The 18,836-nt window shown below is 67.7% G+C and carries 22 protein-coding genes and 4 tRNA genes; 3 read left to right on the top strand and 23 right to left on the bottom strand.

Annotated elements, in window-relative coordinates:
* Nucleotides 1-9 precede the first annotated feature (9 nt).
* The 15 genes from rplL to QY307_08620 form a co-directional block, all read right to left on the bottom strand.
* On the bottom strand, nucleotides 10-399 hold the full coding sequence (gene rplL / locus QY307_08690; GenBank protein WKZ82152.1) for a 50S ribosomal protein L7/L12: 390 nt from the start codon (nucleotides 397-399) through the stop codon (nucleotides 10-12).
* Nucleotides 400-401: 2 nt separating this feature from the next.
* Complete coding sequence (gene rplJ / locus QY307_08685; protein ID WKZ82151.1) at nucleotides 402-1,157, bottom strand: 50S ribosomal protein L10; 756 nt, start codon at nucleotides 1,155-1,157, stop codon at nucleotides 402-404.
* A gap of 193 nt (nucleotides 1,158-1,350) precedes the next feature.
* On the bottom strand, nucleotides 1,351-2,052 hold the full coding sequence (rplA, locus tag QY307_08680; protein ID WKZ82150.1) for a 50S ribosomal protein L1: 702 nt from the start codon (nucleotides 2,050-2,052) through the stop codon (nucleotides 1,351-1,353).
* An 81-nt stretch (nucleotides 2,053-2,133) separates the two neighbouring features.
* Nucleotides 2,134-2,562 (bottom strand): 50S ribosomal protein L11, encoded by a 429-nt coding sequence (rplK, locus tag QY307_08675; GenBank protein WKZ82149.1) that lies wholly within the window; start codon nucleotides 2,560-2,562, stop codon nucleotides 2,134-2,136.
* Between the two features lie 20 nt (nucleotides 2,563-2,582).
* Entirely contained in the window at nucleotides 2,583-3,416 is an 834-nt protein-coding gene (nusG, locus tag QY307_08670) for a transcription termination/antitermination protein NusG (protein WKZ82148.1), read from the bottom strand.
* Nucleotides 3,413-3,694, bottom strand: a complete 282-nt coding sequence (gene secE / locus QY307_08665; protein ID WKZ82147.1) for a preprotein translocase subunit SecE — start codon at nucleotides 3,692-3,694, stop codon at nucleotides 3,413-3,415. Before secE ends, nusG begins: the two co-directional genes overlap by 4 nt.
* 85 nt (nucleotides 3,695-3,779) lie before the next feature.
* Nucleotides 3,780-3,853: transfer RNA gene (locus QY307_08660), tRNA-Trp, on the bottom strand.
* Between the two features lie 78 nt (nucleotides 3,854-3,931).
* Entirely contained in the window at nucleotides 3,932-4,285 is a 354-nt protein-coding gene (locus QY307_08655) for a hypothetical protein (GenBank protein ID WKZ82146.1), read from the bottom strand.
* Nucleotides 4,282-4,827, bottom strand: coding sequence for a sigma-70 family RNA polymerase sigma factor (locus tag QY307_08650; GenBank protein ID WKZ82145.1), 546 nt, complete (start codon nucleotides 4,825-4,827; stop codon nucleotides 4,282-4,284). The genes QY307_08655 and QY307_08650 overlap by 4 nt, the downstream gene beginning before the upstream one ends.
* Nucleotides 4,824-5,687, bottom strand: a complete 864-nt coding sequence (locus QY307_08645) for a MaoC/PaaZ C-terminal domain-containing protein (protein ID WKZ82144.1) — start codon at nucleotides 5,685-5,687, stop codon at nucleotides 4,824-4,826. The genes QY307_08650 and QY307_08645 overlap by 4 nt, the downstream gene beginning before the upstream one ends.
* A 12-nt stretch (nucleotides 5,688-5,699) precedes the next feature.
* On the bottom strand, nucleotides 5,700-5,861 hold the full coding sequence (gene rpmG / locus QY307_08640; protein ID WKZ82143.1) for a 50S ribosomal protein L33: 162 nt from the start codon (nucleotides 5,859-5,861) through the stop codon (nucleotides 5,700-5,702).
* Nucleotides 5,862-5,927: 66 nt separating this feature from the next.
* Entirely contained in the window at nucleotides 5,928-7,118 is a 1,191-nt protein-coding gene (gene tuf / locus QY307_08635) for an elongation factor Tu (protein ID WKZ82142.1), read from the bottom strand.
* 29 nt (nucleotides 7,119-7,147) lie between these two features.
* Nucleotides 7,148-7,219, bottom strand: a tRNA-Met gene (locus tag QY307_08630).
* A gap of 53 nt (nucleotides 7,220-7,272) precedes the next feature.
* Nucleotides 7,273-7,344, bottom strand: a tRNA-Thr gene (locus QY307_08625).
* A gap of 1,043 nt (nucleotides 7,345-8,387) precedes the next feature.
* A tRNA-Tyr gene (locus QY307_08620) sits at nucleotides 8,388-8,470 on the bottom strand.
* A 77-nt stretch (nucleotides 8,471-8,547) separates the two neighbouring features.
* Here QY307_08620 and QY307_08615 point away from each other — a divergent pair.
* Nucleotides 8,548-9,570 (top strand): hypothetical protein, encoded by a 1,023-nt coding sequence (locus QY307_08615; protein WKZ82141.1) that lies wholly within the window; start codon nucleotides 8,548-8,550, stop codon nucleotides 9,568-9,570.
* A 9-nt stretch (nucleotides 9,571-9,579) separates the two neighbouring features.
* On the opposite strand, the gene QY307_08610 is transcribed toward QY307_08615, so the two are convergent.
* From QY307_08610 to murI, 5 genes are all read right to left on the bottom strand, one after another.
* Nucleotides 9,580-10,719, bottom strand: coding sequence for a site-2 protease family protein (locus QY307_08610; GenBank protein ID WKZ82140.1), 1,140 nt, complete (start codon nucleotides 10,717-10,719; stop codon nucleotides 9,580-9,582).
* A gap of 52 nt (nucleotides 10,720-10,771) precedes the next feature.
* The gene (locus QY307_08605; protein ID WKZ82139.1) at nucleotides 10,772-11,653 is read right to left on the bottom strand and encodes a zinc metalloprotease HtpX; all 882 of its coding nucleotides are present in this window, start codon (nucleotides 11,651-11,653) and stop codon (nucleotides 10,772-10,774) included.
* A gap of 92 nt (nucleotides 11,654-11,745) precedes the next feature.
* Nucleotides 11,746-12,522 (bottom strand): trypsin-like serine protease, encoded by a 777-nt coding sequence (locus QY307_08600; GenBank protein ID WKZ82138.1) that lies wholly within the window; start codon nucleotides 12,520-12,522, stop codon nucleotides 11,746-11,748.
* Between the two features lie 154 nt (nucleotides 12,523-12,676).
* The gene (locus tag QY307_08595) at nucleotides 12,677-13,744 is read right to left on the bottom strand and encodes an SAM-dependent methyltransferase (GenBank protein ID WKZ82137.1); all 1,068 of its coding nucleotides are present in this window, start codon (nucleotides 13,742-13,744) and stop codon (nucleotides 12,677-12,679) included.
* Between the two features lie 25 nt (nucleotides 13,745-13,769).
* Complete coding sequence (murI, locus tag QY307_08590) at nucleotides 13,770-14,519, bottom strand: glutamate racemase (GenBank protein ID WKZ82136.1); 750 nt, start codon at nucleotides 14,517-14,519, stop codon at nucleotides 13,770-13,772.
* A gap of 91 nt (nucleotides 14,520-14,610) precedes the next feature.
* Between murI and QY307_08585 the strand changes: the two genes are divergently transcribed.
* Nucleotides 14,611-14,847, top strand: a complete 237-nt coding sequence (locus QY307_08585; GenBank protein WKZ82135.1) for a hypothetical protein — start codon at nucleotides 14,611-14,613, stop codon at nucleotides 14,845-14,847.
* Complete coding sequence (locus QY307_08580; GenBank protein ID WKZ82134.1) at nucleotides 14,834-15,172, top strand: type II toxin-antitoxin system PemK/MazF family toxin; 339 nt, start codon at nucleotides 14,834-14,836, stop codon at nucleotides 15,170-15,172. Before QY307_08585 ends, QY307_08580 begins: the two co-directional genes overlap by 14 nt.
* 34 nt (nucleotides 15,173-15,206) lie before the next feature.
* Here QY307_08580 and QY307_08575 read toward each other — a convergent pair whose 3' ends face one another.
* The 3 genes from QY307_08575 to QY307_08565 all read right to left on the bottom strand — a co-directional run bounded on the left by QY307_08575 (nucleotide 15,207) and on the right by QY307_08565 (nucleotide 18,828).
* On the bottom strand, nucleotides 15,207-15,689 hold the full coding sequence (locus QY307_08575; protein ID WKZ82133.1) for a hypothetical protein: 483 nt from the start codon (nucleotides 15,687-15,689) through the stop codon (nucleotides 15,207-15,209).
* Nucleotides 15,690-15,753: 64 nt separating this feature from the next.
* Complete coding sequence (locus QY307_08570) at nucleotides 15,754-17,256, bottom strand: NADH-quinone oxidoreductase subunit N (protein WKZ82132.1); 1,503 nt, start codon at nucleotides 17,254-17,256, stop codon at nucleotides 15,754-15,756.
* Nucleotides 17,257-18,828, bottom strand: coding sequence for an NADH-quinone oxidoreductase subunit M (locus QY307_08565; protein WKZ82131.1), 1,572 nt, complete (start codon nucleotides 18,826-18,828; stop codon nucleotides 17,257-17,259). It lies immediately after the preceding gene.
* Nucleotides 18,829-18,836 lie beyond the last annotated feature (8 nt).

Here is an 18,836-nt window from a genome sequence, read left to right as displayed (position 1 = left end):
ACTCGGTGACTACTTGATCTCGACCGAGGCGCCGGCACCCTCGAGGGTGGCCTTGGCCTTCTCGGCGGTCTCCTTGTCGACCCCTTGGAGGACCGGCTTCGGGGCGCCGTCCACCAACTCCTTGGCCTCCTTGAGGCCGAGGCTGGTGATGGCACGCACCTCTTTGATCACCTGGATCTTCTGGTCGCCGGCGGCGTTCAGGATGACGTCGAACTCGTACTGCTCCTCCTCGGCGGCAGCTGCGCCACCTCCGACAGGCATCATCGCCATGGCGGCCATCGGTGCAGCCGCAGTCACCTCGAACTTCTCCTCGAACGCCTTGAGGAACTCGGAGAGCTCCAGCACGGTCATCCCGGCGAAGACCTCGAGCAGGTCGTCCTTGCTCATCTTCGTGGCCATGTCTATTCCTCCTCGGCCGGGTCGGCCGTCTCGTCATCGTTGGCGACGGCCTCGGTGGCCGGCGCCTCGTCTGTGGTGGCTACGGCCTCGGTGGCCGGCGCCTCGTCTGTGGTGGCTACGGCCTCGGTGGCCGGCGCCTCGTCTGTGGTGGCTACGGCCTCGGTGGCCGGCGCCTCGTCTGTGGTGGCTGCGGCCTCGGTGGCCGGCGCCTCGTCTGTGGTGGCTGCGGCCTCGGTGGCCGGCGCCTCCGGGGACTTGTCGATCAGCTGCTGGATGACGGTTGCCAGGTTCCGGGGCAAGGCAGCCAGGAGGCCGGCCATCCTCGCCATCGGTGCCTGGAACACTCCGGCCACCTTCGCCAGGAGGACCTCGCGGGGCTCCAGATCCGCCATCTCGGCGACCTTCTCCGGTGGCAGCACCTCGGTGCCCAGCAGGGCACCCTTGATCACCAGCCGCTCGTGGGCCTTGGCAAAGTCGCGCAGCACCTTGGCGGCAGAGGCGGCGTCGTCGGCAAAGGTCAAGCCCGAAGGCCCGACCAGCAGTTCGAGCAGGCCATCCCTGCCGGCCTCGGTGGCGGCCCGCCGAGCCAGGGTCATCTTGTAGACCTTGAACTCACCGGCCACGGCGCGCAGCCCGCGGCGGAGTTCCTGCTGCTCCTTGACGGAGAGGCCGGAGTACTCGGCGACGAACACGGCACGCGCCCCTTCGAGGCGTTCCTTGATGTCGGCGACCGCCTGGACCTTCTCGGGTCTTGGCATGTTGCTCCTCACTTGGTTTCCGGTGATCCGGAAACGCAATCGCTCCCGACGCGAGGCCATGCGGGAGCGAGAGAAGTCTCTGCGCCACCTGCGCCGGCGGCCTTGCGGCCATTGGCCCTTGCGGGCACCGGACGGTCTCGGGTCGGCTGTCGCACGGAGGGTAGCACGAGGGGTCGCGCACCCTGTCGGTGTGTCAGTCCTTGAGCTCGTCCAGGGCGGTCACGTCGACCCGGATTCCCGGTCCCATCGTCGAGGACAGGGCCAGCTTGCGAAGGAAGCGGCCCTTGGCGGCGGACGGCTTGACCCTGTTGAGCTCGGACACCAGTGCCGACAGGTTCTCCCGGAGCTGCGACGGTTCGAACGAAACCTTGCCGATCCCCACTGCGACGTTCCCATAGCGGTCGTTGCGGTACTCCACGCGCCCGCCCTTGAACTCGGTGACCGCCTTGCCGACGTCCGGTGTGACCGTCCCGGCCTTGGGGTTCGGCATCAGACCGCGGGGGCCGAGGGCCTTGCCCAGTTTCCCGACCTCGGACATGAGCGACGGATGGGCGATGGTGACGTCCCAGTCGAGCGCCTGCTGCCCCGACTCGACGGCGGCCAGCAGGTCGGAGTCGCCGACCAGATCGGCACCCGCCTCGCGCGCGGCGCGAGCGTCCTCACCTGAGGCGAACACCGCCACCTTCACGGCCTTTCCGGTGCCCTGGGGCAGGGAAACGGTGCCCCTCACCCCCTGGTCTGCCTGCTTGGGATCGATCCCGAGCACGAAGGTCGCCTCGACGGTCTCGTCGAAGTTGGCCGAGGCCAACTGCTTGACCAGGTCGATGGCCTGGAGCGGCCCGTAGTGGGTCTCGCGATCGAACTTCTTCGTCGCATCGACACGCTTCTTGCTCATCTCTGACTCTCCTCACGGTACGCGGCCCGGCGGGCCTCCCGTTGGTGTGTTGGGCGGCACCCATGGCGCCACTGTCTGCTGCTAACCCTCCACCATGATTCCCATCGAACGGGCGGTGCCCTCGATGATCTTCATGGCCCCGTCGATGTCGTTGGCGTTCAGATCCACCAGCTTGGTCTCGGCGATGTGGCGAACCTGATCGCGGGTGACGCTGCCCACCTTCTCGGTGTGCGGCGTCGCCGATCCCTTCTCGACGCGAGCCGCCTGGCGCAGCATCACGGCTGCGGGCGGCGTCTTGGTCACGAAGGTGAAGGACCGGTCCTCGTACACCGTGATCTCGACGGGCACGATCGTGCCGATCTGGCTCTCCGTCGCCGCGTTGTACGCCTTGACGAAATCCATGATGTTCACGGCGTGCTGGCCCAACGCCGGACCCACCGGCGGCGCCGGCGTCGCCTGGCCCGCCGGAATCTGAAGCTTGAGGATGGCGGCTACCCGCTTACGGCCCATTTCGTCTTTCTCCTAACCGGTCAGAACTTCTGGATCTGCTCGAAGTTGAGCTCGACCGGGGTCTCCCGGCCGAAGATGTCGACCAACACCCGCACCTTCGACTGGTCGAGGTTGATGTCCTCGATGACACCGTTGAAGTCGGCGAACGGCCCATCGATGACCCGGACGGTCTCCCCCACCTCCCAGTCGGGCTTGAAGCGAGGCGCCTTCTTCTCCTCGTCCTTGCGCACGCCGAGGATGCGCTCCACTTCGCGCCGCGAGAGCGGGTTGGGACGGATGCCGGAGCCGACGAAGCCGGTCACCCCTGGCGTGTTGCGGACCACGCTCCAGGACTCGTCGTCCAGGTACATGCGCACCAGCAGGTAGCCGGGGAACTGTTTGCGGGGGATGGTGACCTTGCGCCCCCCCTTGATCTCGACGACATCCTCCATGGGAATTGCCACGTCGAAGATCGAATCCTCCATGTGCATCGACTTGATGCGGGTCGCCAGGTTGGCCTTCACCTTGTTCTCGTACCCGCTGTAGCAGTGGATCACGAACCACGAGCCGGGGAGATCGTAAGGGCTCGCCGGAAGCGCGGGAGCCGCCGCATCGGACTCGTCGGCGTCGGGCGCGGCCGAACCAGCCGGTGCCCGGTCGGTCGCGGCCGCAGGCTCGGCCTCCGCCGCGGCATCCGGCTCGGCGATCCCTGCGGAATCGACCTCCACTGCCTCCTCCGGCTCGGAAGCCTCCTCGGTCTCGGGCTCCGACCGCTCTTCGGTGGCGACCGCCGCTGCCAGCAGGGCCGCAGCGCGGGCGAACGGATTGTCCGGATTGGCGTCGGCGTCCGAGAGGACCTCGTTCTCGTCGCTCATCGCAGCTCCAACAGCTTGAGCATCGCCTGTTTGAAGGTGATGTCGAGACCAAACGTGAAGGCGGTGACGAACCCGGCCGTGATCAGGGTCACCAGCGTGAAGGTGACCACCTCGCGTCGGCTGGGCCAGGCCACTCGCTTCAGTTCGGTACGCACCTCGGAGACGAACTGGCGAAAGCCGACGCGCTGCTTGCGCCGCCGCTGCTGCACTGCGGCAGCCCGACGTTCCTTGGCCCTCTCCTCTTCCTTCGCCTGCAATCGGCGCAGTTCTCGATTCATGACTTCCTTACTTGACGGGCTTTCGAAGACCCCTCCACAAAGGCGACACCGCCCCTCCGGGCAGAGCCGCCTCCAGCCCACCGAGCAGGGGCGGAGGGACTCGAACCCCCAACCGCTGGTTTTGGAGACCAGTGCTCTGCCAAATTGAGCTACGCCCCTTGGGGTGTTCGAACCCGCGCGCGAACCATGGGACGAACGGGCGGCATTGTAGGGGTCTGCCCGCCGTTGGAAGCAAACTCAAGAGCCAGGCGCACCCCGACGCAGCCTGGTCCACAGGCCGGTGACCAGCGCCACCAGGGTGGCCACCGCCACCAGAGCGGCGGCCGCCCACCTCACGATCAGCCGGACCACAAGGGGCCGGCGCGGGTCGGAACCGTCCTGAGGCCCGAGTCGGATCATCACTCCGCTGGCGAGCCCCTCCGGCGCAGGCACCGTCTCCTCGCCCATTCCGGCCAGCTCCCGGGCCAAGCCGGTGGTCTCGGCGCCCTCGGCGCGGCATCGGGGGCACGATGAACGGTGCCTGCGCAACACACCGGTGAGAGGGGCATCCGTAGGAAGCGCCGAGATCATCCGGCAGGTGAGGCTCCTCATCGGGAGGACTCCAGGATCTCGCGCAGCCGGCGCCGCGCCCGATGGAGGCGCACCTTGGAGGTGGTCTGGGTGATGCCGAGCTCCCGCCCGATCTCGGAGTGACTCCACCCGTAGATGTCACGGAGCACGACCACCGCCCGCTGGCCCGGTGTGAGACGCTCCAGCGCATCCCTGAGTTCGGCACGAATCCCGACCATGACCCCGGCGTGCTCCGGGCCGCGCCCGGGATCGGGGATGGTGTCCTCCAGCTGGATCGCCTCGTGCCTACTCGCCCGGCGACGCATCGTCCAGGCGGTGTTCACTGTGATCCGGTGAAGCCAGGTCCCCAAGGCGGCATCGCCCCGAAACCGGGGCATCGCCCGCCAGGCGCGGATCAGGGACTCCTGGGTCACATCAGGGGCGAGATCGGGCCCCACCAGCCTCACTGCGAGCGTGTACACGGAGTCGCGATACCTCCATACCAGTTCGCCGAACGCCTCCACGTCACCGCGACGCGCCCGCTCGACGAGAGCTTCCTCGGATTCGACCCCGTTCCCGGTCATGCCGTTACCCGAGCCCGAGCCGTCACCAGTCGATCGCCGGCACCCGACTCGAGCACCAGATCGAGCACCGCCGAGCCCGGACCCCTCGAGGTGACGGTCCCACCGGCGCGGGCGGGCGTCGCCGGACGCAGCGGGCTGCGGAAACGCAGCGCGATCTCGTGAAGGGGGTGGGGCCCAGGTGAGTGGCGGGTGGCGGCATCGGCCAGCCAGGAAGCCATCAGGAGTCCATGCACGATTGTCCCCGGCAGACCCGCGTCACGCGCCGACTCGTGGTCCCAGTGGATCGGGTTCCAATCACCGGTGGCTGCGGCGTACCTGACCAGATCGGCCCGGGAGGCACCGCGATCGACCCACGGGAGGCCCTCGCCGGGATCGGGAAGGGGTAGAACTCCTGGCGACGGCGCCGGCGTCGAACCCTCGCCGACACCAGGTTCCCGCTCCTCGCCGGCACTGGCGGCGGCGCCTTCGGCCATCACGAACACCGACGACGACACCAGCCACGGCCCGGTGGACGATCCCGCAGTGAGGCCGAACCCGACGAGGTGCAGCGGTCCACGCGATCGAACCGACTCCACGACGGCCTCGATCGTCAACTCTTCGCCCGTGGACAAGGCCCGCGACCAGGTGAACGATTGCTCGGAGTGGATCAGGGATCGGGTGTATCCGACGACCTCCGGATCCTCCAAGAAGCGTGGAGCCACAGCGAAGAGGACGGCGTTGGCCAGCATCGGCGGGGCGTGCTCGGACCACCTCTCGGAGTCGGAGCGTGTGGCCTCCACGAAGGCGGCCACTCGCTCCGGAGTGACCCGGAACGTGGCCGGCCCGAACCTGCGCCCGACCAAGGTGTCGAGGCGTGCCATCGGTCGCCGCGGTTAGCGGGTCTCCTTGTGGGCGGTGTGCTGACGGCAGAAGCGGCAGTACTTCATCAGCTCGATCCGCTCACGCGTGTTTCCCTTGTTCTTGGTCGTGACGTAGTTGCGCCGCTTGCACGTCTCGCAGGCGAGCGTGATCGGCGGCCTCTTGTCGGAAGGCATGTCTGGTCCTCGGTCCTGTCGTGATGTCGGCGGGCGGCCATCGCGTGACCGCCGCCCGCCATCGGCCTACTTGTGGATCTTGACGACGCGGCCGGCGCCCACGGTACGGCCACCCTCACGGATGGCGAACCGCAGACCCTCGTCCATGGCAATCGGGTTCAACAACGTCACCCGCATCTCGGTGTTGTCACCAGGCATCACCATCTCGGTACCCCCAGGCAACTCGATCGACCCGGTCACATCCGTCGTCCGGAAATAGAACTGCGGCCGATACCCCGAAAAGAACGGATTGTGACGACCACCCTCCTCCTTGGTCAACACATACACCTGAGCATCGAACTCGGTATGAGGAGTGATCGAACCAGGAGCACACACCACCTGACCCCGCTCCACATCCTCCTTACCCACCCCCCGCAACAACAACCCCACATTGTCACCAGCACGAGCCTCATCCAACAGCTTGCGGAACATCTCGACCCCGGTCACCGTGGACTTCTGCGTCGCACGAATACCAACGATCTCCACCTCCGAACCCACCGTCAACATGCCCTGCTCCACACGCCCGGTCACAACCGTGCCCCGACCCGTGATCGAAAACACATCCTCAACCGGCATCTGAAACGGCTTATCCACAGCACGCTGAGGCTCAGGAACATACGAATCCACAGCAGCCATCAACTCCAGGACCTGACCCGCAGCCTCGGCATCACCCTCGAGCGCCTTCAACGCCGACCCCCGAACCACCGGAACCTCATCACCCGGGAACTCATAAGCCGACAACAGCTCCCGAACCTCCAACTCCACCAGATCCAACAACTCGGGATCATCGACCATGTCGACCTTGTTCAAGAACACCACGATGTAAGGCACACCCACCTGACGCGCCAACAACACATGCTCCCGGGTCTGGGGCATCGGACCATCAGCAGCCGACACCACCAGAATCGCCCCATCCACCTGAGCCGCACCCGTGATCATGTTCTTCACATAATCAGCATGACCCGGCATATCCACATGCGCGTAATGCCGATTCTCCGTCTCATACTCCACATGAGCAATCGCGATCGTGATCCCACGCTCACGCTCCTCAGGAGCCTTATCGATCTGATCAAACGCCGTAAACGACGTCCCCCCAACACCCGACTCCGACAACACCTTCGTGATCGCAGCCGTCAACGTCGTCTTCCCATGATCGATATGACCCATCGTCCCCACATTCACATGAGGCTTCGACCGCTCAAACTTCTCCTTACCCATGACTCTTCTCCTGTTGGTGATCGTTCTCGTAGCGGCGGGTGGACTCGAACCACCGACAACCCGATTATGAGCCGGGTGCTCTACCTCTGAGCTACGCCGCCCGGCAGCCGGCCCACTCGGACCGACCTCTAGGCCCTGCACCTTGCCGGACCCGAGCCCCCTCCCGGGTTCGAACCGGGGACCCCTTCCTTACCATGGAAGTGCTCTACCACTGAGCTAAGGGGGCGGCGGCGAAAGGATAGTCGCGGCGCGCCGACCACCGGCTATCGCACGACCCGAGCCCGCGGGCCTGAGGGGGCAGCACGCGACACAGGTCTGGCGCCATTCCCTCCCCCGCAGGGGGAGGCGGCCCGAAGGGCAGAAGGGGGCAACACGCGAAGGCTGGAAACGAGATTCGCCGCCAGGAAGGCGGCGAATCGATGACGGCACGCGAAACCGCGTGGGGGGCAAAGGATTCGAACCGTCTTCTATGGTCTAGGCGAGTCGTCGGGATCGACTCCCAACGGCGACCACGGTCCGATACGCCTGGAAGAGACCAGACGACAACCCTGGTGACGAGGTCCGATCCCGATCAGGGATCGGACCGAGCGGAGCGGGGCCGTGGGTGGGGGGCGAAGGATTCGAACCGTCTTCTATGGGTCTAGGCGAGTCGTCGGGATCGACTCCCGACGGCGACCACGGTCCGATACGCCTGGAAGAGACCAGACGACAACCCTGGTGACGAGGTCCGATCCCGATCAGGGATCGGACCGAGCGGAGCGGGGCCGTGGGTGGGGGGCGAAGGATTCGAACCGTCTTCTATGGGTCTAGGCGAGTCGTCGGGATCGACTCCCGACGGCGACCACGGTCCGATACGCCTGGAAGAGACCAGACGACAACCCTGGTGACGAGGTCCGATCCCGATCAGGGATCGGACCGAGCGGAGCGGGGCCGTGGGTGGGGGGCGAAGGATTCGAACCGTCTTCTATGGGTCTAGGCGAGTCGTCGGGATCGACTCCCGACGGCGACCACGGTCCGATACGCCTGGAAGAGACCAGACGACAACCCTGGTGACGAGGTCCGATCCCGATCAGGGATCGGACCGAGCGGAGCGGGGCCGTGGGTGGGGGGCGAAGGATTCGAACCGTCTTCTATGGGTCTAGGCGAGTCGTCGGGATCGACTCCCGACGGCGACCACGGTCCGATACGCCTGGAAGAGACCAGACGACAACCCTGGTGACGAGGTCCGATCCCGATCAGGGATCGGACCGAGCGGAGCGGGGCCGTGGGTGGGGGGCGAAGGATTCGAACCTCCGTAGGCGTACGCCGGCAGATTTACAGTCTGCTCCCTTTGGCCGCTCGGGCAGCCCCCCGGAGCCAGCGGAGGATAGCCTCCTCGCGCGCTCGGCCTGCCCGGCGTAACCTGGAGTACCCGAGCGGAGAGGTGCGCATGACCCAGCAGCACGAGGCGGTGAGATCCGGCCACATTTCGTTTGAACAGGCTGAGGGCATCGAGGGCCGCAGATCACCCGAGGCTCCAGGCGGGCCACGCACGGTCGAGGTTCTCGGCTTCTTCGGCGCCGCCGCCCTGGCGATCGCCACCCTCATCCTCACCTTCGACGTGACCCTCGGCGAAGAACTGGCAGACATCTTCCTGGGCACGATCGACAACGTCGGCGGCGGGCTGGTCTCGCTCGCCGGGGCAGCCGTCCTGCTCGCCGTAGGGGTTCGCCTGACGGCGGGCGACGCCGGCGCGATACGCCGCAGCGGTGGGTTCGTCCTGCTCGCCGGCTACGCCCTGGCGTCGGTGGCGTTCGCCCTGCTGCTGCTCGACCTCGACGCAGGCGACTTCACTCCCCTCATCCGGGCGACACCGGTCGCCGTCATCGCAGTGGCCGTCTGGCGGCGTGCCCCTTCCGTTCCGACGCAGGTGGCGATCTTCACAGCCGCCGTCCAGGTGGTCGGGGCGCTGCTCATCCTGTTCCAGTTGGACGACCCGATCACCCCGGCATCGATCGCCACCTCTGCCGCCCTCGGATCCACCCCGGAGCTGCAGAGCTGGGTCTCGCTGCTGATCGGCACCGGGCTCGGTCTGGTGTGGATCTGGATGGGGGCGACGGGGCCGATGAGGCCGCGCAACGCCGCGTTCGCCCTCGGCGCCGTCTACGCCTGGCTGGAGGCGATCCAGCTGTTCGCCAGCGACGACGCTTGGGTGATGCTCTCCATCGTGGTTGCCGCCGGATTCGCCGCCGGTGCCCTGCGGTGGCGGTCGTCGGTGCTCGCCGGATTCGCAACCGTGGCGACCCTGGCCCTGATACTGCAGGTGATCATGGTGGCCGTGGACGAACCGTCGGTGTCCACCTTCTACCTCTGGTACGGGTTCACCGGCGCCGCCGCCCTCCTCGGGGCGCTTCTGTTGCAACGCAGAGAGGCCTCCGGGCCGGCCGCCGCCGCCCCGACCGAAAGAGCCTGAGAAAGGCGATCAGGCGTCGGTCGGGACCTCCAGGCCGAGCTCGTCGGACCGCCGCACCCAGCGGGTGATGTCGCGCGCCGTGATGATCCCGACCACGCGACCCGACTCGACGACCAGCACCCGCTCGTGGTCGTGCTCACGCAGGCGCTGCAGCACCTCGTCCATGGGCAGGTCGCCGCCGACGGTGCAGGCATCCTCGATCGGAGTCATCGCCGCCCACGCCTGGCGCAGCTCCCATTGATCTCGCGGCACCTGCCGCACCGCCCGCAGGGTGAGGATCCCGACGATTGCGCCGGTCTCGTCCTCGACCGGGAAGGCGGAGTGGTCGTAGCGGAGGAAGTGGTCGTCGACGGCGTCGCGCAGCGTCGCCGTCGCCGGAAGTGTGACCGGATTCGGCGACATCAGGTCGCCTGCGGTGACGCCGCGCAGCATGCGCTGCAGCACCACCTCCTGCCCGGCCCCGGTCGCCGCCTGCATGAGGAACCATCCGATGGCGGCGTACCAGAGCCCTCCCAGGTTTCCGCCGAACACCACCAGGATGCCGACGGCGATCAGCATGGCACCCAGCACCCGGCCCGCTCCGGCGGCTGCCGTGGTGGCCCGGCCGGCCGACCCGGTCGCCTTCCACAGGATGGACCGCAGCACCCGCCCACCGTCGAGCGGGAATCCGGGGAGCATGTTGAACACGCCCACCGCCAGGTTGATCCATCCCAGGTAGCCCAGTCCGAATGCGACCGAAGGGGCGAACAGGTCACCCGTGAGCTCGACGAGCGCCCAGAAGATCCCGGCGAGGGCGACACTCGTCAGGGGGCCGACGATGGCCACCGCCAGCTCCTGACCGGGTGAGCGCGCCTCCTGGGTGGTGCGGGTGACCCCGCCGAACACGAACAGGGTGATCCCTTCGACCGGGATCCCCAGCGAGCGCGCCACGACCGAATGGCTCAGCTCGTGGAGCAGCACCGAGAGGAAGAAGAGGAGGGCGGTCGAGCCACCGAGGACGATGGCGCGCGAGGTCTGCAGGGTCGGGAACTCGGTGATGTACACCGAGTAGAAGGACCAGGAGACGAGGAAGGCGATCACCAGCCAGGAGAGGTCGATGGTGACCTCGATCCCGAACCATCTGCCCAGTTTGATCCCGTTCCCGGTCATTCTTGCCCCATCCTGGCCTGCATCCGGACTGTACCGGCGGACCGCCCGGCGGCTAACGGATGAGCCCGCCCTGGGCCATCTCCTCGAGGCGGGCGATCCGCTCGGCGATGGGCGGGTGGGTGGAGAACATCCGGGTCATCCCGCCCATCCCACCCGAGCCCCGCCGGCCGAACGCCTTGAGGGGGTCGGCGATGAACAGCTGGGCGGTGGAGGGGTCGACCTGCATCGGGATCCGGGAGGTGCCCTCCTCGAGGCGGGCGAGTGCCCGGGCGAGTGTCAGAGGCGAGCCGGTCATCTCGGCACCGCTGCGGTCCGCCTCGTACTCCCGGGAGCGGCTGATGGCCATCTGGATGACCATGGCCGCCAGCGGGGCGAGGATGATGGCCAGGATCCCCACCACCGCCGACACCGGGTTGTTCTCGCGCCGGTCGTTCCCCATCCCGGTCCAGAAGGCGATCCGCACCAGGAAGGACAGGGCCACGGCCACGGTGGCGGCCACCGAGGCGATGAGGATGTCCCGATTGCGCACGTGCGACAGCTCGTGGGCGAGGACGCCTTCCAGTTCGGCGTGGTCCATGAGGGCGACGATCCCGGTCGTCACCGCAACGGCGGCGTGCGACGGGTTGCGCCCGGTGGCGAATGCGTTGGGCTGCGGGGAGTCGATCAGGTAGATCTTCGGCATGGGGAGGTCCTGGCGCTGTGCCAGGGAGCGAACGATCTGATACACCTGCGGCAGCTCGTGCTCCTCGACCGCCTTGGCCCGGGCCCCGGCCAGGGCAATCTTGTCGGAGAAGAAGTACATGGCGAAGTTCATCAGCCCGGCGATGACCAGGGCGGTGGTCGCTCCCCCGGTCCCGCCGATGAGCTGGCCTACGCCGACGAAGAGGGCTCCCAGGGTGGCCATCAGGACCACGGTCTTGAAGTTGTTGCGCATGGGCTCAGGTTACCGGGACGGGCCAACAATCACGGATGACGCGAGGGAGGCCCGGGGCGTCCCGGGCCTCCCTGCATCAGTTACGACTACTCCTAGAACCCGAAAGTGGCCAGCCACGCCAGGTCGTCGGCGCGGTCGATGCGATAGACACCGCCGGTGCCGGCGCAGTTGCCGTTGATCCCGAAGGAGGTGACTCCGCCGATGACGTTGGTGTCACCGATGAAGTTCGGTCCGCCGCTGTCGCCGAAGCAGGTGCCTCCGGTCGAGTGGTTGTTCGACAGCAGGATGGAGAAGTCGCCGGTGAAACCGGGGACGTTCTTCATGATCAGATGCGGCGTCGCGACCATTCGCACCCGCTCCGCCTGCACGAACACCGGATTGATCAGCTGTAGTCCGTAGCCCACCGCGGTGAACGTTGTCTTCTTGCCCCTCTTGAACCCGTCGATGACATCCTGGGCAGGCAGGGCGCCGTACCCGGACATCACCACCGGCTCGTCGAGCACCACCATGCCCAGATCGGCGAGGAAGAAGGCATTGTCGTCATAGTCCGGGTGGGTGTACGGGGTGCCACCGACATCACCGGTGAACGGATAGCCGTTGCCCGGGATCCCGGACTCGACATCCGCGTCGAACCAGATCTCGACGTGATCCGCGCCGCTGGTGCAGTGCCCGGCGGTGAGGAAGTGGGTCGAGTCGAGCAGTGTGCCGCTGCACCTCCACTGCGGAGCACCACCAATCGATGCCACCATCAACCCGACATAGGGATGGTCGTCTCCGTCCAACTCACCATCGGTGATGGCGCTCACCGGGACCGCCATCGCCACGGCGACCAGTGCGGCCACCAGCGAGACGAGGATTCTTCGCTTCATGTTTTCCCTTCCTGTCTTCGGGAGGCCTTCGCTCCGGCCGGGCCTCCCCGCAACAGGGGGCTGTTGGCACCCTCGGCCGAAGGCGAAACCTAGCACCGGTGCTCGTTCGCCGCGCCGGTACCGAGGGTGGTTTTCTGGCGACCGAACGTGGTGATCATGGCACCCCCTCACCGTCCACCTGGACCCGCGCCACCAGCACCCGGAAGTCGCCCAGGCCGCGGGGGTGGAGCAAGGTCTCGGCCTCGGTGAGGCGGCTCCGCAGGCGGAGGCGCTCCATGGCGTCCCCGGACCTCGCCGCCTCCAGTTCGTCACGCCGCAGTTCGGCCACCACCTCCACCAGGCCCCAGCACTCCAGGAACTCACGCTGGGTGATCACCTCGACCTCGGCGCCGCAACCGCGAGCCGTATCGGCGAGGGCGCCGAAGTCGACGTCGACGGTGATGTCGGCCGAACCCGGATCCAACAGCGGGTCGGGCCCTAGATGGTGACCCCGGTAGGTGCGCACCGTGCCCTCGGTGCGCCGGGACAGGAGCCCGGCGGCGTCGTCGCCGTAGTCGATCGCCACCACCGTTCCGGCCTCGAGCACGGAGAGGGCCTGCTCGACCCAGGCTCCGGCGGCGAGCTGCACCTCGACCCGGGCACCCTCGGGGACCCGACCGGCGTGGCGGGCGGCCCAGGCGGCCACCTCGGGTCTTGCCGGCACCTCCACCGGCACCAGCCCGCCTTCCCCCAGGGTCACCATCTCCTCCATCCAGACGGTGTCACGCCGAATCGCCACCGCCGCCGGCAGGTTGTCGAGCAGCTCGTTGGCGATCACCACCCCCCGTAGACCGCCGGGAACCCGGTCGAGACGATCCACCACCTCGACCCCAGGGATCGCCGCCAGGCGTTCCCGTGCGGCCGGGGACACCTCGACCGCCCAGGCGGCGACGCCGGGCAGTGCCTCGAGCAGCGGCCGCAGCAGCGACCCGCCCCCGGCGCCGCACTCGACCACGGTGAACGGCTCCCCCAGGCGTTCCCTCTCGGTGGCGACGAACCGGGCGATGGTCGACCCGAACAGCGGGCTCACCTCGGGACTGGTGAGGAAGTCGCCCGACCGCTCCGAGCGCAACGCTCCCGTCGTGTAGTAGCCGCCGTCGGGGTCGTAGAGGGCGAGCTCCATGAACCGATCGAACGGCATGGGCCCGGACTCGGCGATCTCGGCGCGGATCCGCTCCAGCATCACTCCCCGCCTGCCGGCCCCGGCGTCACGCCCGGCCCGCCGTCACCTCGAGCCCGAGCAGGCGAAGCACCTGGCCGGCCAACCGCTCCGGGTCACCCGTGGTGAGGTAGGTGGTCCGCCCGGAACCTGGCGCAGGGGCGATCCTCGCCGCATGCCGGGCGACCGCATCGACCGGATCGACCACCGTCACGCTCGGGCCCATGGCGTCTGCGATCGGTCGGGCGAGAAACGAGTAGTGGGTGCAGGCCAGCACCACGGTGTCCACACCGGAGGCGATCAGCGGGGCCAGGTGCTCCGCCACCCGGTCTCCTGCCGCCTCCGGCCAGTCCTCCTCCACGGCCGCCGCCCAGCCGGGGCAGGGGTGGGCGATCACCTCGGCATCGGCCGCGTACCTACCCACGAGATCCTCGAAGCGGGCTGCGGCGAAGGTCGCCTCGGTGGCCAGCACTGCGATCCGACCGTTGCGGGTGGTGGCGGCCGCCGGCTTCACCGCCGGTTCCATCCCCACGATCTCCACGGCCGGGAACGCCTGGCGCAGTTCGGCGAGGGCGGCGGCAGTCGCCGTGTTGCAGGCCACCACCACCGTGTCGGCGCCGAGATCGACCAGGCGACGCACCGCCGCCAACGCCAGGATCCTGATCTCGGGGAGAGGTCGTTCGCCGTATGGCACGTTGGCCTGGTCGGCCAGGTACACGATGTCGGCGGCGGGTAGCAGTCGGCGGATCTCCCGGAGCACCGCCAGCCCGCCCACGCCCGAGTCGTACACCCCGATCATTGCGGGCAGCGTACCGGGGGGCGGCGGCGCGCTGTCCGGCCGAACCTACGAGCCTGTAGACTCGGACGCATGCGCTTGGTAGACTGGTGGCATGGCGACCACCACCATCCGGGTCGACTCCGAGACCCACGCCCGGTTGCGTCGTCTCAGTGAAGCGAGCGGGGCTTCGCTCATGGATACCGTCCGCTCCGCCGCCGACGCGCTGTGGCGAGAGCAGCTGGCACAAAAGGTTCAGGAGGAGATGAGCGGCTTGAGGGGCGACCCCGAGGCGTGGCGCTCGTACCTGGCGGACGCGGAGGCGACGGCGGTGTCCGATGGCATCGCCTGACGAGGTCTGGCTGGTCGACTTCGGAGACCCCCACCCGGGAGAACCGGCATCGCTGCGCCCCGGCTTGGTGATCGGACCGCACCCCTCCTTCGGTGCAGACTTCCCGTTCGTGATCCTGATCCCCCTGACCACGGCGCGACGCGGGCTATCGATTCACGTCGAGATCGAACCGACACCCGAAACCGGGCTCGATGAGACCAGCTACGCCCAATGCGAGCTGACCCGATCGGTGCACCGCAGGCGACTGGTACAGGGCCTCGGAGCCATCGACCGTGAGACCGCCGAAGCGGTGACGGTGGTGGTGCGCACCCTCCTCGGACATTGACCGCCTCGGACGGCGACACCGCCCGAGACGGGTCTCAGTCCCCGATCAGGTCGACCAGCTCGGCCGCCCAGGGGCAGAACCGGTCGCCGTGCTGGGAGACGAACTCCTCGTACCCGAGGTCGTCCACGTACGACACGGTCCCGTCGCAGACCTCGATGGTGAAGTCGGCGAACTCGACCTCGATGACGTGCCAGTCGTGACCGGTGTTGACGCCTCCGTCACCGGGCTGGATGACGCCGTTGGGGATTCCGGGCCGCTCGCCCGCGGCGAACGCCTGCCTCGCCTGCTCTGCGGCGGTGCCGGTGAGCAGCACCCGATAGGTCTCACCGTCGGGCGTCTCGAACACGGCGATCACAGAGCCGTCGGGAAGAGTGGTCGTCGGCACGGTGCTCACCGGCGGCAGTGTCGTGGCGGGTGGTGCCGTGGTCGTGGTGTCGGCGGCGTCGCCGCCGCAGGCGGCGATCGACAGGGACAGGATGATGGCGCCGATGATGACGCCGGCTCTTGGTCTGGTCATGCCCCTTGGACGGCGGCACACACCGGACGGTTCCTGCAACCGACCCGCACCGACGAGAGGCGGATCAGCCCCCCAGGGCCCGGCTGGCATCGCCGAGCACTGCGAGGATCTGCGGGAAGAATCCGGTCACCACGATCACGGCGGTGGTGATCGCCAGTGCCAACGCCAGAGGCGGCTCCACGGTCGTCGCCTCGGCGTCCACCCCCTCAGGGGCGTCGTCCATGAAGGCGGTCTTCACCACCCGGGCGTAGTAGTAGAGCCCGATGACGGCGTTCACGGCGGCGATGGCCGCCAGCGCCACCGCCCAGCCACTCTCGAAGGCGCCCAGCACGGCGCGGAACATGACGAACTTGGCGAACCACCCCGCCAGCGGAGGAATCCCGGCGAGAGCGAAGAAGAACACCACCAGCAGGCCGGCGATCATCGGCGAGTGGCGGCTCATGCCGGCCCAGTCGGCCACCTCTCCGGAGCGGATCCGTGAGGACCCGGCGATCACCACGGCGAATGCGCCCAGGTTCATGAAGGCGTAGATCAGCAGGTAGGTGATCGACCCGAAGAAGGCATCCTCCAGGCCCACGCCGTCGTAGGTGGCGGCCATGGCGAACGGGACCAGGATGAACCCGGCGTGGGCGATCGACGAGTAGCCGAGCAGCCGCACCAGATTGGTCTGGCGCATCGCCACCAGGTTGCCCAGGGTCATGGAGGCGGCGGCCAGCACCCAGAGGATCGGCCCCCAGATCTCGGGCACGGCGGCAAAGGCCAGGTAGCAGAGAGTGAGCAGCCCGACGAAGCCGGCCGCCTTGGAACCGACCGACAGGTAGGCGGCGACCGGCAGCGGCGCCCCCTGATAGGTGTCGGGGGCCCAGAAGTGGAACGGCACCGCCGACACCTTGAAGCCGAAGCCGACGATCACGAAGATCACGGCGAGCACGAACGCCGGCTCCGAGCCGAGGTCCAGGGCGGCCGTCTGAGAGGCGATCCCGGCGAAGGTGACCTCGCCGGTGAGCCCGAACACCAGGCTCATCCCGAACAGCATCACCGCAGAGGAGAGCACGCCGGTCAAGAAGAACTTGAGGGCGGCCTCGTTGGAGCGGAGGTCGCCCTTGCGCCAACCGGCCAGGAGGAAGGCGGGGATCGAGACCAGCTCCAGCCCGACGAACATGGTGATCAGATCCCGTGACGAGGCCATGATCACCGCCCCGGTCACCGAGGCGACCAGCAGGAGGTAGAACTCCCCCTGGTGGTAGTCGTCGCTCTCGAGATGGCCCACCGACAACAGCAGGGTGATCGCCCCGCTCACCAGGAACAGCCCCTTCAAGACCAGGGCGAAGTCGTCCACCACGAAGGAACCCCCGAACAGGACCCGCGCCCCCTCGTCGGCACAACCCTGCAGCTCGCCACAGAACGCCAGCGTGAGCAGCGGGAACAGGGCAGCCGACATCCCCACCAGAGCGGTCACCCCCACCAGGTACTTGCGGCCCTCGGACAGGACCAGGTCGGCGGCGATCACCGCCATCATGGTGATGCCGAGGATCAGCTCAGGGGCGAGGGCGTGGTAGTCGAACACTCAGCCTCCGAACGCCTTCTGCACCAGGGAGACCACGGCGTCGTTGGTGGCGCCGAAGATCAGCTTCGGGTAGACGCCGATGACGAGGATCAAGGCGACCAGGGGTGTCCAGGCGATCAGCTCGAACCGGTCGGCATCGTGCAGATCCTTCCCCGTCCACTCGTCCGACGGCTCGCCCAGGTTCACCTTCTGCAGCATCCACAGCAGGTAGCCGGCAGTGAGCACGGTGCCGATCGCCCCGACGACCATGGCGGTGCGGAACACACCGATGCTCAGGCCGGCGAGCGGGTTGTAGGAGCCGAGCAGCGCAATGAACTCCCCCCAGAACCCGGCCAGGCCGGGGAGCCCGAGCGAGGCCATCACCGTGAAGCCGAGCAGTCCGCCGATCACGGGCAGCAGCTTCTGGTTGCCCCCCAGCCGGGCCATCTCCCGGGTGTGATAGCGGTGCTGGATCGACCCGGCCAGGAAGAACAGCATCCCGGTGATCAGGCCGTGGGCCACCATTCCGATCACGGCGGCGTTGATGCCGATGTCGGTGAGGGTGGCGATTCCCAGCATCACGAAGCCCATGTGCCCTACCGAGGAGAAGGCGATCAGCCGCTTCATGTCGGTCTGGGCGAGGCAGGCCAGCGAGCCGTAGATGATGGCGATCACCGCCAGCACGGCGATCCAAGGCGCCCACTGCTGCGCCTGCTCGGGCAGGATCGGAAGGCTGATCCGGATGAACCCGTACGAGCCGAGCTTCAGGAGGACGGCGGCCAGCAGCACCGAGCCCACCGTGGGGGCGGCGGTGTGGGCGTCGGGGAGCCAGGTGTGCAGCGGCCACATCGGGACCTTCACCGCGAACCCGAGGAAGAGGGCGGCGAACACCCAGGCGCCGAAGGTCCCGGCGAAGGCGCCCATCTGCCCCGCCTCGGCCAGCGCCACCATGTCGAAGGTGTGCGGATCCGACTTGAAGTACAGGGCCAGGAACCCGAGCAGCATGAACGCCGAGCCGAACAGGGTGAACAGGAAGAACTTGATCGAGGCGTAGAGGCGGGTCTCCACCTCGCGTTTGAACCCGGGGAGCCGGATCTTGGTGCGATCCCCCCAGATCCCGATCATGAAGTACATCGGCAGCAGCACCAGCTCGAAGAAGATGAAGAACAGCACCAGGTCGAGGGCGACGAAGGTGCCGTTCATCCCGGTGGCCAGCACCAGCATCAGCACCAGGAACGCCTTCGGGTTGTGCGGCTCGGGCCAGTGGTTCCACGAGTAGACGATGGCGAGCACCGTCATCAGCGTGGCCAGGATGAGGAGAGGGAGACTGATGCCGTCGACACCGACGTGATAACGCGCCGCGATTGCGGAGATCCACGAGACGTCGGTGCCCATCTGGAACTCGGCGGAGGAACCGAGGTCGAAGGCGAAGGCGGCGTACACCGAGAGGGCGAACGAGGCCAGGGCGAACCCGAGCGCCGTCAGCTTGGCCACCTGCTCCTTGGCACGCGGCAGCATCAGCACCAGGAACGCCCCCACCAGGGGCAGGAACACGATGAGGCTCAGGCCCCACCCGTTTTCGAACCAGTCCATCTCCTCGC

This window comes from Acidimicrobiia bacterium, assembly GCA_030584185.1.
GTDB lineage: Bacteria > Actinomycetota > Acidimicrobiia > Spongiisociales > UBA11373.
This window is presented reverse-complemented; position numbering and strand designations above follow the sequence as displayed.